Source organism: Cupriavidus pauculus (assembly GCF_008693385.1).
Taxonomy (GTDB): domain Bacteria; phylum Pseudomonadota; class Gammaproteobacteria; order Burkholderiales; family Burkholderiaceae; genus Cupriavidus; species Cupriavidus pauculus_D.
Genome location: NZ_CP044067.1, coordinates 2,843,418 through 2,857,342, shown reverse-complemented (window position 1 = coordinate 2,857,342; position 13,925 = coordinate 2,843,418). Strand labels below are relative to the sequence as shown.

Below are 13,925 nucleotides of genomic sequence, written 5' to 3'. Positions count from 1 at the left end.
GTCTGCCTGTCAGAAGCATAGTGCCGCCAGCGCAATGCGCGTATCCGCGGGCACCGGTACCGGCCGTCCGGAATCCCGATCCACATACACATGCACGAAGTGGCCAGCCGCGCAGATTGCCGCGTCCCCCTCGCGGAATACCGCCACCTCGTAGCGCACGCTCGAATTGCCGAGCTTCGCCACGCGCACGCCGATCTCTAGACGGTCGGGGAAAGCGACGGAGCGGAAGTACGAGCAGCCGGTATCGACGACCAGACCCACGACCCTTCCGCCATGGATATCGAGCACGCCCCGCTCGATCAGGTACTGGTTCACCGCGGTGTCGAAGTAGCTGTAATAGGTGACGTTGTTGACGTGGCCATACACGTCGTTGTCCATCCAGCGCGTCTGCACCGTGGCCAGATGCGGGTAGTCCGCGCGCGTCGCGTCACGCATGGCGCGACGCTCCGTCTCGCTCCACCGCGCTGATGAAATCGAACACCACGCGGTTGAATGCTTCGGGCTCTTCGAGGTTCACCGCATGCGTGGTGCGCGGCACGACCCAGAGCCGTGCGTCCGGAATCGTGCGCTTCATGAACAGCGCGGGCTCGATGCAGGGTTCGTCGTCATCGCCGGTCACGATCAGCGCGGGCACGCGCAACGCGCGCATCTGGGCCTCCAGTTCGTAAATGGTCTTGCGGCGCATCTGGTATCCGCGCGTGGTCAGCGAGGAGCCCAGCGCCGAGTGTTCGGCGAACTGGCGATTGAACTGCTCGAATCCGCGCGGGTTCTTCTCCTTGAAGCGGCGGCGGATCGGGCTGTTGGCGTAGTGGACGATGCCCTGCTCCATGCCGAGCGTGACGAGACGCTCCGCGAGCTCGCCGCTGTCCCGCAGGAATTGCTCGCGCCGCGCGGGGTCCGAGCCGTGGCCCGCGCCGACGATCGTCAGCGAGCGGGCTTTCTCCGGATACGTCAGGCCGAAGTTGAGCGTGGCGTAGCCACCCATCGATACGCCGACGATATGGGCGCTCTCGACACCCGCCCAGCGCATCACGCCGGCGATATCCTCCACCGCGAACGCCTGGCCGTACTGCTCGACGTCGCTGGGCACATCGGAAGGCGGATAGCCACGGGCATTGAACGTGATGCACCGGAAGTGCGGCCCGAAGAAGCGCACCTGATCGTCATAGTTGCGGTAGTCGCCCGCGAACTCGTGGACAAAGACGATCGGCGCGCCAGTGCCGGTGGACTCGACGAAAAGCCGTACGCCGTTGGATTCCGCAAACTGCATGGTGTCGTCTCGCTCTATTGTTGTTCTCGATATGCTCGTAGCCCCGAAGAGTATAGCCAGTCCATCGATCGAGGAAAAATATTGAATAACAATGACTCCATCGCGTAGGCTTATGGCATGGAATTCAAGCAACTCAGGTATTTCGTGAAGATCGCCGAGCTCGGCAACATGACGCGCGCGTCGGAGGCGCTGCGCATCGCGCAGCCCGCGCTGAGCCAGCAGATCATCAATCTGGAGACCGAACTCGGTGCGCGGCTGCTCGACCGCGGCGTCTATGGCGCGCGGCTGACCAGTTCCGGCGAGGTACTGTACGGCTACGCGAAGTCGCTGCTGCGCCAGCACGAGGATGTCCGGCAGGCGGTGTCGGAGGAAGTGGCCCATCCGACCGGCCGGACCGCGATCGGCATTCCGGGCAGTACCGGCAAGATGCTGGCGGAGCCGCTCGTGCGCGAGCTGCTGTCGAGCGGCGGCATTCTGCTGGAAATCGTCGAGCGGCCCAGCGCGGAGCTCGTCGACCTCGTTGCCGCGGGCAAGCTCGATATCGCGATCGCCGTCGATGCGCAGCCGCGGCGCGGCGCGCGCGTGACGCCGCTGTTCACGGAGGCGCTCTACGCGGTGCTGCCGCAGACCGCGGTGGAAGGCCGCCAGACGCTGAAGCTCCGCGAGCTCGCCAACAGTCCGCTGATCCTGCCCAGCGCGCCCAGCACCATCCGCCAGCGCGTGGAGGCCGCCCTGCTCGACAAGCGGCTCAAGTACCGGCTCGTCAGCGAGGTGAGCTCCACGGACATGCTGATCCGGCTCGTGGCGGCCAATCTGGGGTGGACCGTACTACCGTGGTCGGCGCTCTCGGACGACGTCCAGCGCCAGACCCGCATCACCGCGCTGCCGATTGCCGGCTACCGGCTCGATCGCGAGATCTCGCTGTGCGTGTCCGACACGCTGCCACTGAGCCGCGCCGCCGAAGTCGTCGTGGCCACCACGCTGTCGATCCTCAAACAGCTGCTGGACAGCGGCAGCTGGCGCGGCGCGCGGCTATTGCCCGACGGGCCCCTGACCGATCCATCGTAATTTCCTATCGAGCCATCCCAATTCCATATTTTTTTTCGTTGAACGGCGTTCTTATACTGGGCGCACGCATCAGGACGAAATAAAAAAGGATTGGGATGAACACAGGAGACACGCCGTTCGAGGCGCCGCTGCGCGGCGTCAAGGTGCTCGAGCTGTCGCAGATCATGGCGGGACCCACATGCGGGCTCATGCTGGCCGACATGGGCGCCGACATCTACAAGGTGGAGAAGTTTCCCGCCGGCGACGATGCCCGCAACTATCGCCGCGAAGGCGACAGCGGCCTGCCCGCTTCCTTCATGATGCTGAATCGCGGCAAGCGCTCCATCGGCATCAACTTCAAATCGCCGGAAGGCAAGGCCGCGTTACTGCGGATGGTGGCGCAGGCCGACGTGCTGACGGAGAACTTCCGCCTCGGTGTCATGGAACGGCTGGGGCTGGGCTACGACGTCCTCAGGGAGGTCAATCCCGCGCTGATCTATTGCTCCGTGACCGGTTACGGTCGCGAAGGTCCGCTCGCGAGCAAGGGCGGCTTCGATCTGATCCTGCAGGCGTTCAGCGGCCTGATCAGCGTGACGGGCGAGGAAGGCGGCGAACCGGTCAAGCCCGGCATCTCGATCGCCGACGTCAATGCGGGCGTGCTCGCGGCGGTAGGCATCCTCGCCGCCTATATCCATCGCCTGCGCACGGGACGCGGCCAGCGCGTCGATACGTCGCTGCTGCAGGCGTCGATGCAGCAGCTTTACTGGTATGCCGCGAGTTATTTCTCGCGCGGCATCGTCCCGAAGCCGTCCGGCACCGCGCACCCACTGGTCGCGCCGTATCAGGTATTCCGCTGCCAGGACGGCCGCATGGCAATCGGCGGCGCAAACCAGGCGAACTGGGAGCGCATCGCCGGCCTGCTCGGCCACCCGGAATGGACGACCGACCCGCGCTTCGACACGCCCGAGGTCCGCCATGCCAACCGCAAGAAGCTGGCGGAACTGATCGATGGGGTGCTCGCGGCGGACACGCTGGCGGTCTGGCTCGATCGCTTCGACGCGGCGGGTATCCCGGCCGGCCCCGTCAACGACGTGGGGCAGGCGCTGGATCACGAGCAGGCGCGCGCGGTGCGCATGGTGGTCGATGTCGATGGCCCCGAGGGAGGATCGATGCGCGCACTGGGCCTGCCCATCCTGTTCAACGGCACCACGCACGTCGCCCGCGCCGCCCCGCCGCGCGTGGGCGAAGACAGCACCGATATCCTGCGCGAGTTCGAGTTTTCGGACGACGAGATCGCGGCGCTCGTGGCCTGCGGCGCGGTGTATCAGACCGAAACCGGCCGTCGGCGCGAAGCGGCCGACGCTCGCGAAACGGTGGTGTCATGAGCGAGACCAGCATGCAGGCTTATCCCGACCTCGGGCTGCACGTCGAGAATGGGCTCGCCATCGTTTCCATCGAACGTCCCGGGAAACGCAACGCACTGACGCTTGCGATGTGGCGAGGGCTGGGCGCGCTGATGCAGGCCCTCGACGCGCGCGAGGATGTCCGCGTCATCGCGCTGACCGGCCGCGGCGCCAGCTTCTGCGCGGGCGCCGATATCACCGAGTTCGCCACCGTACGGTCCAATCCCGGCCAGGTGGTCGTCTACGAAGCTGCCGTCGATGGCTGCTGCGATGCCATCGAGAACGTCTCCAAGCCCACCATCGCCGCGATCAACGGCTTCTGCATGGGCGGCGCGGTGAACATCGCGATGGCTTTCGACTTCCGCTACGCGGTGCCGGAGGCGCAGTTGTCGATTCCGGCCGCGCGCCTGTCCATCGTCTATGGCCTGAAGGGCACGCGCCGGCTGTTCGAACTCGTGGGCATCTCCAATGCCAAGCGCATCCTGTTCACGGGCGAACGGCTCGATTCCGCCGAAGGCTATCGCATCGGCCTCGTCGACGATGTCGCCGACGACGTGCTGGCGAGGACCCGCGCGGCCGCGGCCGTGCTGGCCGATAACGCCCCGCTGTCCATCAGTGGCGCCAAGGCGATCCTGAACGGGCTCGCCAATGGCGACCCGAACCTGACCGAGCACACCGTTCAGGCGCTCGTCGATCGCGCGGCGCTGAGCGAGGACTATGCGGAGGGCCGCCAGGCGTTCGGGGAAAAGCGCCGCCCCGTGTTTCGCGGCCGCTAGCCGCAGCCATTCATCGACATAGCCGGCAGCACGTCTAGACCGGCATCACCAACGAGGAGACATCATGCACGCACGACTGCATCTACGACAATCTGCCGCCGCATTGGCCACCGCATTGGCCGCCATCGGGGCCGGCACCTTCCTGGCCATCCATCCCGCCATCGCGCAGGACGCCTACCCCAGCAAGCCGATCCGGCTCGTCATCGGCTTTCCGCCGGGCGGCGCGGCCGACACGATCGCGCGCATCTACGGCGAAGCGCTGTCGAAGGAACTCAAGCAGCCCGTGGTCGTCGACAACCGGCCCGGCGCGGGCACCACGATCGCGGCGGACTATGTAGCCAAGTCCCCCGCCGATGGCTACACGCTCTATATCGGCGGCGCGAGCCTGATGGGCGGCGACAACGCGCTGTACAAGAACCTGCGCTACACGGCGGGCGACTTCACACCCGTGACACAGCTGACGACGGCGCCGCTGCTGCTCGTCGCCGGCAAGGCCAGCGGCATCAAGACCACGGCCGACCTGCTGCAGAAGGCGAAGCAATCGCCGGGCGCGCTCAACTACTCGTCGAGCGGCAATGGGGTGGTCACGCATCTTGCGGGCGTGCACTTCGTCAAGATGGCCCACATCACCATGACGCACGTGCCCTACAAGGGCGGCGCGCAGTCCGGCCAGGCCGTGGCCGCCGGCGATGCGCAGGTCAGCTTTGCGACGCCCGCTTCCGTCCAGCCGCTGATCGATGCGGGCAAGCTCACACCGATTGCCGTGACCTCGGCCAGGCGCTCGACCGTGATGCCGAACTACCCGACCATCGCGGAGTCCGGCGTGCCGGGCTACGAGCTCAACAACTGGTACGGCCTGTTCGTCGCCAAGGGGACGCCCGCCCCCATCGTTCAGCAGCTCCATAGCGCCAGCGTCAAGGTCCTGCGCGAGCCGGCGGTACGGAAACAGCTGGCCAGCCGTGGCGAGGAAGCGGCGCCGTCGGCGTCCCCCGACGCGTTCCGGACGTTTGCCACGCGCGAGGGCAAGCTCAACGTCGACCTCATTGCGCAGAGCGGCGCGAACATCGATTGATCGGCCTGCCTCCTCGGAAGATTGTATGACAGTCGTATTGACTTACGAATTACGCGTCTTTACGATGAAGTCTTTCCGAGGAGACACGCATGAATCAGGAACTGTTCGACAAAGGTCTGAAAACCCGCCGTGAAGTGCTGGGCAGCGAGTACGTCGACGCGTCGCTCAAGAACGCCGACGAGTTCAACCGTGACATGCAGGAGCTGGTCACGCAGTACTGCTGGGGCGACGTCTGGAACCGCCCGGGACTCGAACGCCGCACGCGCAGCTTCCTGAATCTGGCCATGCTGGCCGCCCTCAACCGTCCCCACGAACTGAAGCTGCATGTGCGGGGCGCCATCAACAACGGCCTGACCAAGGACGAGATCAAGGAAGTGCTGCTGCAGGTGGCGATCTACTGCGGCGTACCGGCGGCGATCGACTCGTTCCGCGTGGCGCGCGAAGTGTTCAAGGAAATGGGCATTTAAGGAACACCTAAGGAGCCGCGATGGCACAGCTTGGATTTATCGGCCTCGGGATGATGGGGTTTCCCATGGCCGGCAGACTGGTCTCGGCAGGCGTAAGCGTGGTGGCCTACGACGTCGTGGCCGATACCCGCAAACGCTTCGCCGCGGCGTTTCCCGGGGCGGCGGTGGCGGACGGCCTGCGTTCGCTCGGCACGTGCGACATGGTGATCACCATGCTGCCGAACTCCGATATCGTCGATGCGACGGTGCACGAACTCGCGCCGGCATTGCCCGCGGGCGCGCTCGTCATCGACATGAGCTCCGCCGATCCGGTGCGGACGCGGGCGCTGGCCGAGGCGCTGAACGCGCAAGGCAAGACGCTGATCGATGCGCCAGTGTCGGGCGGCGTGACACGCGCGACAGCCGGCACGCTGGCCATCATGGCCGGTGGCGCCGCCGCCGATATCGAGCGCGCGCGCCCGGTACTCGCGCACCTTGGCTCCAGCATCACGCCCGTCGGCCCGATTGGCGCCGGCCACGCGATGAAGGCGCTCAACAATTACGTGTCCGCGGCGGGACTGATCGCCACGGCCGAGGCCCTCGTCGCCGGCCAGCGGTTCGGCATCGATCCCAACGTGATGGTCGATGTGCTCAACAGCTCGACGGGCAAGAACAACACGACCGAGAACAAGGTGAAGCAGTTCATGCTCTCGGGCGCGTTCAATTCCGGGTTTTCGCTGGCGTTGATGGCCAAGGACGTCGGCATTGCCGCGGAACTGGCGAAGGCCGTCGATGCGTCGATGCAGCTGGGCGCCCATGTCAGCGGCATGTGCGCCGATGCATCGGAAGCGCTCGGCAAGGGTGCCGACCATACCGAGATGTATCGTTACGTCCAGCCCCGATAGCCGATCTTTGGGACGCGAAATCCTGTAGGATTGTCTGCCAATCTGATTTCGAACACCCCCAAAGAGACACCCATGAGTACGGATATCGGGCTGATCCGCGCCGAAACCCTGCGCAGTCAGGTAGAGAACGTCCTGCGCGATGCGATCACCAGCGGCACTTTCGCGCCGGGCGCGCGCCTGATCGAGCGCGACCTGTGCGAGCGCCTCGGCGTCAGCCGCACCTCGGTACGCGAGGCGCTGCGCAAGCTGGAAGCGGAGAAGCTGGTCAAGAACGTCCCGCACAAGGGCCCGGTCGTTGCGCAACTGACGCCGGACGAGGCGCGGCAACTGTATGCGCTGCGCGGGTTGCTGGAGGGATTTGCCGCGCGGGAGTTCGCGCGCGTGGCCGACGACGCGGCGATCGCGCAGTTCGGCGTGGCCGTGAAGACCCTGCGCCAGCAGGCAACCGACCAGAACAAGCAGGGCGTCCTCGCGGCCAAGGCGGCCCTCTACGACGTGCTGCTCGACAACTGCGGCAACGCGCTTGTGCGGGAAGCGCTGCTGAGCCTGCACTCGCGCATCAACCTGCTGCGCACCACGTCGCTCATGCATCCGAAGCGCCTGCCGGAAAGCCTGCGCGAGATGGACAAGCTCTACAAGCTGCTGAAGGCACGCGATGCCGATGGCGCCGAGCTGGCCGCGCGGACACATATCGCCAATGCGCAGGAAGCGGCGATGCGCATGCTCGCGGAGGCGGAAGCCGCCGCGAAGTAGCACCGCCGCACCGCCGCCGGCCAGCCTATCGCATTACGAACGGGTTGGCCGGAACCTTGTCCGAGTACGAGATCCACGTGCTCTTGGTCTCGAGGTAGTGGCGTACCGCGTCGATCCCGCTCTCGCGGCCCAGCCCCGAATGCTTCATGCCGCCGAACGGCATCATATAGCTCACCGCGCGATAGGTATTGACCCACACGGTGCCGGCCTTGAGCGCCTTCGACATGCGCACGGCGCGGCCGATGTTCTCGGTCCACACGCCTGCCGCCAGGCCGTAGATCGTGTCGTTGCCGAGGCGGATGGCTTCTTCCTCGCCATCGAAGCCGATGATCGACAGCACGGGCCCGAACACCTCCTCCTTCGCGATGCGCATGTCCGGCGTGACGTCCGTGAAGATCGTCGGCTCGACGAACTGGCCGCCGGGCATGTCCGCCGCCGCCTGGCCGCCGAGAATGCAGCGCGCGCCCTCGCCCTTCGCGATATCGATATAGCTGAGCACCTTCTGATACTGCGCGGGCGTGGTGACCGGTCCGATATTGGTGTCCGCCAGCATCGGATCACCCTTCTTTGCGGACTTGCCGAGCGCGACGATGCGCTTCGTGAACGCTTCCTTGATCGAGTTCTCGACCAGCAGACGCGAGCCGGCGATGCAGGTCTGGCCCGTGGCCGCGAAGATGCCCGAGATCACGCCGGCAGCCGCCTTGTCCAGGTCTGCATCGGCAAACACGATATTCGGCGACTTGCCGCCCAGTTCGAGCGTCACGCGCTTCATGGTCCTGGCCGCCTGCGCATAGATGGCGGCGCCCGTTGCGTCCGAACCCGTGAACGTGATCTTCGCCACATCGGGATGATTGACCAGCGCGGAGCCGACCGTCGGGCCGAGGCCGACGACGACGTTGAAGACGCCGTCGGGAAAGCCGGCCTCCTTGGTCAGCGCGGCAAACTCGAGCGTCGACGCCGAGGTGAACTCCGACGGTTTGACGACCACCGAGCAGCCGGCCGCGATCGCGGGCGCGCATTTCCAGGCGATGAACATCAGCGGGGAGTTCCATGCGGTCAGCGCGCCGACCACACCCACCGGTTCGTGCGTCGTGTAGGCAAAGTGCTCGGGCTTGTCGATGGGCACCACGCCGCCCTCGAGCTTGTCCGCCAGGCCACCGAAATAGCGCCACCATTCCGGATGGTAGTTGAGCTGGCCGAGCATCTCCGACATCAGCTTGCCATTGTCGCGGACCTCGATCTCGGCCAGGCGCTGGGCATTCGCGGCCACGAGGTCGGCCAGCCGCAGCATCATCTTGCCGCGCTCGGTGGGCGTCATCTTCGCGTACGGCCCCGTCGTCATCGCCGCCTTGGCGGCGGCCACGGCACGATCGACATCCTTGTCGGTGCCCTTCGGAATCTGTGCCCACGCTTCCCCCGTGTACGGGTTGATCGTGTCCATCCACTCGCCCCCGGCGGGCGCGACATACTCGTTGTTGATAAAGTGGTTGTACTGTTTCATTCGATGACTCCGATTCTGTGACGGATGTTCAGAAGACGATCAGAACACGACCACGTCGCGCAGGCTCTAGCCGCCATGGAGGCGATCGAAGCCTTCGTTGATCTGATCGAGCGAGAAGCGCTTGCCCATCAGCCTGTCGATCGGCAGGCTGCCGTTCAGGTACATACCGATATAGCGCGGGACATCGCGGATCGGTACGCACGAACCGATGTAGCTACCCTTCACGGTACGCTCTTCGCCCACGAGACTCAACTGCCGGAACGGCCAGCGGTCCGCAGGCGCCGGCAGACCGGCCGTGACCGTCGTGCCGCCGCGGCGCGTGATGCTGTACGCCGTCTCCATCGATTGCACGGCACCAGCCATTTCGAACGCATAATCGACGCCGCCTTTCGTGGCCGCACGGATCTTGTCGATGGCATCGGGGTCGCGCGCGTTGTAGGCGGCGGTGGCGCCGAGCGAGCGCGCGATATCGAGCTTGCTCTCGTGGATATCCACGGCGATGACCTCGCGCGCGCCGGAGAACAGCGTGCCATCGGTATTGGTCTGTGCAACTACGATCGCCAGTTGCGGTGGTCGCAGTGGTTCTCGCTGAACGAACTCAGCACACCGCTGGTCTGGGGACCGTCGTTCGATCGGAACTACCTGGCCATTCAGGCGGCCGTGAACGATGTCGGCGTGATCATCGACTCCACACGCCTCGCGGAACGGGAACTCGCCGCGGGCACGCTCGTCGCGCCTTTCGCCGGTATCTCGAAAGACCTGATCCTGAACCTGCACAGCCTGGCCGTGCCCGCGAATATCAAGAGCCGCAGGGCGCTGCGCAAGTTCGTGGCGTGGCTCGCGGGTGAGCTCGGCATCGAGATACCGATGCCGTGAACGTTCCTAGTAGAGCGTTACCACCGCGTATGCAATGACCGTCATGATGCCGAACGCCACGACCGCGTACGGCATCAGGAATCGATAGACCGATCGCTCGAGCCCTTTCCCCTCCGACAGGTTGGCGGCGATCGTCATGCGGACCGGCGAGAAGAACCCCAGCGACATACCGGACACGTGCTGGACCGCGGCCACGGCCGCGATACTGAGGCCCGCCTGTACGGCGAGCGCCTGCAGCGAGGGCAAGAACAGCGCGTTCGGCGGGCTGCCGCTGTTGGCCAGAATGCCGAACGAACCCGAGACCAGCGGCACGAGCAGCACCGCGTTCTCGTGCAGGCTCGTCATCAGCGCGGTGGCGATGGCGCCGGAGATGCCGGCGCCCGTCGTCACCTCCGCCATCATCGCGAAGATAAAGGCCGTGAGAATCGCCTGATGGCCCGTGCGCCATGCCCCGCGCGCCTCCACGCCGAGCAGATTGCCTTGCCGCGTCAGCCATGCGGTAATCATCGCCCCGACGATCAGCCAGACGCCCGCATGCAGGAATGGGCGGAACGGCGGCAGATCGGCAAACGGCGCGATCGATGCAAGCGCGGTCAGCTCGCCGCGCAATGCCGGTTGCAGGCGCGTCAGGGCCAGCCCCGAGATCAGCAGCACATAGGGCAGCACCTTGCGGGCCGCGACGATCAGTTCGGTCCTGTCCGGCCGTTGCGTGATGAGGAAATACGCGGAGATCAGCAACCCATACGCCGCGAGCAGCGCGGTCTCGGGTCCGATGGCGGCATTGGCGGCCGCGAGAAGCAGCATGCCGATGGCGATCCATAGTGCCTCCCTGATGCAGTCGCCTGCCGATCCTTCGAATCCCGCGCCCTTGGCCGCGCGCCAGAACATCGCCAGCCAGACGGGCATCAGCAGCGCGACCGGAATGGTCGAGCACAGGCCCAGCGTGGTGGGCGTCATGCGGGCGTAGGCCGCGGCCAGTACCGTGCCGCTGCTCATGCCGCCCCATGGGATCATGGTCTGGCTCAGCAGCGCGAAGACCATCAGATACCGCGGCGCGATACCGAAATCCCGGAGCATGCCCACGGTGCCGAGCATGCCGACGCCGAAGCCCGTTGCGGACTCCGCGAAGGGACCCACGAGAAAGCTCGCGAAGAACAGGCGGCGGCGCCTGTCGGGCGCGGAGGCCGGGACGTCGGGCTTTGACGCCTGCGGTGCGATCTTCGCCGCGTAGCGGGACGCTACCTGCCAGAACAGCAGGCCGCCGAACACGTAGGGGGCAATCGTCCCGCCGATCCACGCGCCTCTTGCCAGCGAGACCGCCAGTTCGTGGAGGCCGAACGGCACGACGCCGGACAGCATCGCCACGGGCATCGAGGCGATGAGGCCGATGGTGGCCGCACCCGCGACGGAAACGCGCCCGCTGACGATCGCGGCGACGACCAGCAATGCGGGGACTGCCCAGACGAGATGCGACATGTCGGTCAATGCTACGAGCAAGAGCGGTGAAGTCCGGTATTGGAGAGCATCGCTCTACCGGCCGTCAACCGTTCCTAACCCTACCGCCACCTTCGAGGGGTCATGCCGCGAGCAACCGCGGCGCGTGCGCGCCCCCACCCGCCACCCTGAACGCCGCCGTCGTCAGATCCAGCTGGTGCGCCTGATCCTCCAGCGACGTGGCCGCGGCGGCGGCCTCTTCCACGAGCGCGGCATTCTGCTGCGTGGCCTCGTCCATCATCGTCACCGCGCGATTCACCTGTTCGATGCCGCTGCTCTGCTCGCTCGAGGCCGCGGCAATCTCGCTCATGATGTCCGTCACGCGGCGGATCGCGCGCACCACGTCTTCCATCGTGCTGGCCGCCTGACCGGCAAGACCGCTGCCCGTCTCCACGTGCGACAGCGACGTCTCGATCATCGACTTGATCTCGCGCGCCGCGTTGGCGCTGCGTTGCGCGAGGCTGCGCACCTCGCCGGCCACCACGGCAAAGCCCCGGCCCTGCTCGCCCGCGCGCGCCGCTTCCACGGCCGCGTTGAGCGCGAGGATATTGGTCTGGAACGCGATACCGTCGATCACGCCGATGACTTCCGCCACCGTTTTCGCGGCGCTGCTGATATCGGCCATCGTCGTCATCACCTGCCCCACGACGGCACCGCCCTGATTCGCCACGTCCACCGCGTTCACCGCGAGCTGGCTGGCCTGCCGCGCGTTATCGGCGTTCTGGCGCACGGTCGAGGTCATCTGCTCCATGCTCGCGGCGGTTTCCTGCAGCGATGCGGCCTGCGCGCCGGTCCGCGCCGACAGATCGGCATTGCCCGCCGCGATCTGCCGCGCGGCGGCCGTAATCGACTCGGAACCCTGGCGCACGCGCCCCACCGTTTCGGCAAGGCGATCCTGCATGCGGGCCAGGCCCTCCAGCAGGCGTCCCATCTCGTCGCGGCGTTCCACATGCACGGCATGCGTGAGGTCGCCGCCGGCAATGCGGTCGAACTGCGCCAGCGCACCGTCGAGCGGCGCGATGATCGCGCGCAGCAGCGATACCGCGCAGACGAGCGCGACCACGAGCGACACGAGGATCGCGGCGATCACGCCATTGCGGAACGCGCGATACGCCTGCTGCGACGATTCGTAGTTCTGCTTCGCGCGATCCATCTGGTACTTGGCCAGTTTGCCGCCAGTCTCGTTGGCATCGCGAAAGAGCTTCGAGACCTTGCCCTTCATGACCTCGTCGGCCAGCGCGCGATCGTTCGCGCGCAGCGCCGCGATGATCGCGCCGAGCCCATCGCGCCATGCCGCGTCGCGCTTGCTGGCGACCTCTTGCGCAAGGCGATCTTCTTCCTGGTCACGCGGCAGCGCGAGGTATTGCTTCCATGCCTCGTCGGCACGCCTGGCCAGCTCCTCGGTACGATCGAGCAGCCTGGAGGCATCCGGCGCGTCGGGATACAGCATCGCGCGATCGAGCGCCGTGCGCGCGCGCGTCATGCTCAGGTCCGACTCGGACAGCGCGAGCGCGGAAGCCAGCTGGTTGGAGTATGTGGACTCATGCGCCCGCGTGGCGGATTGCAGGCCGAGCAGGCCGGCGACGCCGACGCCGAGCGCGAGCAGGAACAGGATGGACACCGTCGCGATCAGACGGGCCCGGATGGTCAGGGTCGTGGGCATGATGGAGCGGCAAAGCGGTTGGATACCGGGGTGACTCCGCTTGGCTAACGGTGCGCTGCAACATTCCTTTAGCCCGGTTACAGGCGTTGCGCATCCGCCGTTTTTGTCCGCGCATCCTGTCATCGAAACGCCTTGAAACGCCGCCGCGCGCCTGACGGATCGATAGCCCCGACCTGGGGCATACTTCCCGTTCGACAGGCGCCAACCATGACCAGACAGATCCGAATCCCCATGGCCCTCACCCGCACGGTCAGCACCGTGCTGCTGGCGGCCACCCTACTGACCCAGCACGCCATGACCGCCCACGCGCAACCCTCGGACATGCAACATCCCGCCCGCACGCAATCCCTGACCAGCCAGCACGACTTCGCCACGACCGTGTCGCGCCTCAAGGACACGCTGTCCGCGCGCGGCCTCACGCTGTTCGCCGATATCGACCAGAGCGCCGCCGCCACGCAGGCCGGTACGACGCTGCGCCCGACGCGGCTGTTCCTGTTCGGCAATCCCAAGGGCGGCACCCCCGCGATGCAGGCCAACCCGCACGCGGCGGTCGAACTGCCGCTCCGCGCGGTGGTCTGGCAGGACGACCGCGGCACGACGCATATCGACTATCAGGACGCGGCCGGCGTGCTGGCCAACGAGTACGGGTTGCCGGCGAACACGGTCGCCCCGCTTGCGACCGTGCGCGCGCTGCTGGAGGGGGTGGCGGGAAAGTAAGG

General features: G+C 66.3%; 15 protein-coding genes. 9 read left to right on the top strand and 6 right to left on the bottom strand.

The window, feature by feature from the left end; translation table 11 throughout:
- Positions 1 to 9 precede the first annotated feature (9 nt).
- Positions 10 to 435, bottom strand: coding sequence for an acyl-CoA thioesterase (locus FOB72_RS31065; protein ID WP_150377051.1), 426 nt, complete (start codon positions 433 to 435; stop codon positions 10 to 12).
- Positions 428 to 1,270, bottom strand: coding sequence for an alpha/beta fold hydrolase (locus FOB72_RS31060; protein ID WP_150377050.1), 843 nt, complete (start codon positions 1,268 to 1,270; stop codon positions 428 to 430). Before FOB72_RS31060 ends, FOB72_RS31065 begins: the two co-directional genes overlap by 8 nt.
- A 117-nt stretch (positions 1,271 to 1,387) precedes the next feature.
- Between FOB72_RS31060 and FOB72_RS31055 the strand changes: the two genes are divergently transcribed.
- The 7 genes from FOB72_RS31055 (at position 1,388) to FOB72_RS31025 (ending at position 7,672) form a co-directional block, all read left to right on the top strand.
- Entirely contained in the window at positions 1,388 to 2,338 is a 951-nt protein-coding gene (locus FOB72_RS31055) for a LysR substrate-binding domain-containing protein (protein ID WP_150377049.1), read from the top strand.
- A 95-nt stretch (positions 2,339 to 2,433) separates the two neighbouring features.
- Positions 2,434 to 3,702: a CaiB/BaiF CoA transferase family protein gene (locus tag FOB72_RS31050; protein WP_150377048.1), complete on the top strand. Its 1,269-nt coding sequence runs from the start codon at positions 2,434 to 2,436 to the stop codon at positions 3,700 to 3,702.
- The gene (locus tag FOB72_RS31045; RefSeq protein WP_150377047.1) at positions 3,699 to 4,496 is read left to right on the top strand and encodes an enoyl-CoA hydratase-related protein; all 798 of its coding nucleotides are present in this window, start codon (positions 3,699 to 3,701) and stop codon (positions 4,494 to 4,496) included. Before FOB72_RS31050 ends, FOB72_RS31045 begins: the two co-directional genes overlap by 4 nt.
- A gap of 64 nt (positions 4,497 to 4,560) precedes the next feature.
- The gene (locus FOB72_RS31040; RefSeq protein ID WP_150377046.1) at positions 4,561 to 5,568 is read left to right on the top strand and encodes a tripartite tricarboxylate transporter substrate binding protein; all 1,008 of its coding nucleotides are present in this window, start codon (positions 4,561 to 4,563) and stop codon (positions 5,566 to 5,568) included.
- Between the two features lie 89 nt (positions 5,569 to 5,657).
- The gene (gene pcaC / locus FOB72_RS31035) at positions 5,658 to 6,035 is read left to right on the top strand and encodes a 4-carboxymuconolactone decarboxylase (protein WP_150377045.1); all 378 of its coding nucleotides are present in this window, start codon (positions 5,658 to 5,660) and stop codon (positions 6,033 to 6,035) included.
- Positions 6,036 to 6,055: 20 nt separating this feature from the next.
- Entirely contained in the window at positions 6,056 to 6,919 is an 864-nt protein-coding gene (locus FOB72_RS31030; protein WP_150377044.1) for an NAD(P)-dependent oxidoreductase, read from the top strand.
- Between the two features lie 72 nt (positions 6,920 to 6,991).
- Complete coding sequence (locus FOB72_RS31025; protein WP_150377043.1) at positions 6,992 to 7,672, top strand: GntR family transcriptional regulator; 681 nt, start codon at positions 6,992 to 6,994, stop codon at positions 7,670 to 7,672.
- Positions 7,673 to 7,697: 25 nt separating this feature from the next.
- Here FOB72_RS31025 and FOB72_RS31020 read toward each other — a convergent pair whose 3' ends face one another.
- Complete coding sequence (locus FOB72_RS31020; protein WP_150377042.1) at positions 7,698 to 9,173, bottom strand: aldehyde dehydrogenase; 1,476 nt, start codon at positions 9,171 to 9,173, stop codon at positions 7,698 to 7,700.
- Between the two features lie 66 nt (positions 9,174 to 9,239).
- A complete protein-coding gene (locus tag FOB72_RS31015; RefSeq protein ID WP_263364807.1) occupies positions 9,240 to 9,668 on the bottom strand; it encodes a zinc-binding dehydrogenase in 429 nt (142 codons plus the stop codon).
- Here FOB72_RS31015 and FOB72_RS32745 point away from each other — a divergent pair.
- Positions 9,657 to 10,049 carry a hypothetical protein gene (locus tag FOB72_RS32745; RefSeq protein WP_223851862.1) on the top strand — a complete coding sequence of 131 codons (393 nt, stop codon included), beginning with the start codon at positions 9,657 to 9,659 and terminating at the stop codon, positions 10,047 to 10,049. The two genes, FOB72_RS31015 and FOB72_RS32745, sit on opposite strands and share 12 nt — an antisense overlap.
- A gap of 6 nt (positions 10,050 to 10,055) precedes the next feature.
- Here FOB72_RS32745 and FOB72_RS31010 read toward each other — a convergent pair whose 3' ends face one another.
- Together FOB72_RS31010 and FOB72_RS31005 are read right to left on the bottom strand one after the other, a co-directional pair.
- Entirely contained in the window at positions 10,056 to 11,525 is a 1,470-nt protein-coding gene (locus FOB72_RS31010; RefSeq protein ID WP_150377041.1) for a hypothetical protein, read from the bottom strand.
- A gap of 100 nt (positions 11,526 to 11,625) precedes the next feature.
- On the bottom strand, positions 11,626 to 13,206 hold the full coding sequence (locus FOB72_RS31005) for a methyl-accepting chemotaxis protein (protein ID WP_150377040.1): 1,581 nt from the start codon (positions 13,204 to 13,206) through the stop codon (positions 11,626 to 11,628).
- 207 nt (positions 13,207 to 13,413) lie between these two features.
- On the opposite strand from FOB72_RS31005, the gene FOB72_RS31000 reads away from it, so the two are divergent.
- Positions 13,414 to 13,923 carry a DUF302 domain-containing protein gene (locus FOB72_RS31000; RefSeq protein WP_223851657.1) on the top strand — a complete coding sequence of 170 codons (510 nt, stop codon included), beginning with the start codon at positions 13,414 to 13,416 and terminating at the stop codon, positions 13,921 to 13,923.
- The last annotated feature ends 2 nt before the right edge of the window (positions 13,924 to 13,925 follow it).

Bases quoted from the DNA above. Each gene is read 5' to 3' on its own strand.
- FOB72_RS31065 (WP_150377051.1), bottom strand. From the start codon at position 435: ATGCGTGACGCGACGCGCGCGGACTACCCGCATCTGGCCACGGTGCAG.
- pcaC (WP_150377045.1), top strand. From the start codon at position 5,658: ATGAATCAGGAACTGTTCGACAAAGGTCTGAAAACCCGCCGTGAAGTG.
- FOB72_RS31045 (WP_150377047.1), top strand. From the start codon at position 3,699: ATGAGCGAGACCAGCATGCAGGCTTATCCCGACCTCGGGCTGCACGTC.
- FOB72_RS31050 (WP_150377048.1), top strand. From the start codon at position 2,434: ATGAACACAGGAGACACGCCGTTCGAGGCGCCGCTGCGCGGCGTCAAG.
- FOB72_RS31025 (WP_150377043.1), top strand. From the start codon at position 6,992: ATGAGTACGGATATCGGGCTGATCCGCGCCGAAACCCTGCGCAGTCAG.
- FOB72_RS31010 (WP_150377041.1), bottom strand. From the start codon at position 11,525: ATGTCGCATCTCGTCTGGGCAGTCCCCGCATTGCTGGTCGTCGCCGCG.
- FOB72_RS31020 (WP_150377042.1), bottom strand. From the start codon at position 9,173: ATGAAACAGTACAACCACTTTATCAACAACGAGTATGTCGCGCCCGCC.
- FOB72_RS31060 (WP_150377050.1), bottom strand. From the start codon at position 1,270: ATGCAGTTTGCGGAATCCAACGGCGTACGGCTTTTCGTCGAGTCCACC.
- FOB72_RS31040 (WP_150377046.1), top strand. From the start codon at position 4,561: ATGCACGCACGACTGCATCTACGACAATCTGCCGCCGCATTGGCCACC.
- FOB72_RS31000 (WP_223851657.1), top strand. From the start codon at position 13,414: ATGACCAGACAGATCCGAATCCCCATGGCCCTCACCCGCACGGTCAGC.
- FOB72_RS31030 (WP_150377044.1), top strand. From the start codon at position 6,056: ATGGCACAGCTTGGATTTATCGGCCTCGGGATGATGGGGTTTCCCATG.
- FOB72_RS31055 (WP_150377049.1), top strand. From the start codon at position 1,388: ATGGAATTCAAGCAACTCAGGTATTTCGTGAAGATCGCCGAGCTCGGC.
- FOB72_RS31005 (WP_150377040.1), bottom strand. From the start codon at position 13,206: ATGCCCACGACCCTGACCATCCGGGCCCGTCTGATCGCGACGGTGTCC.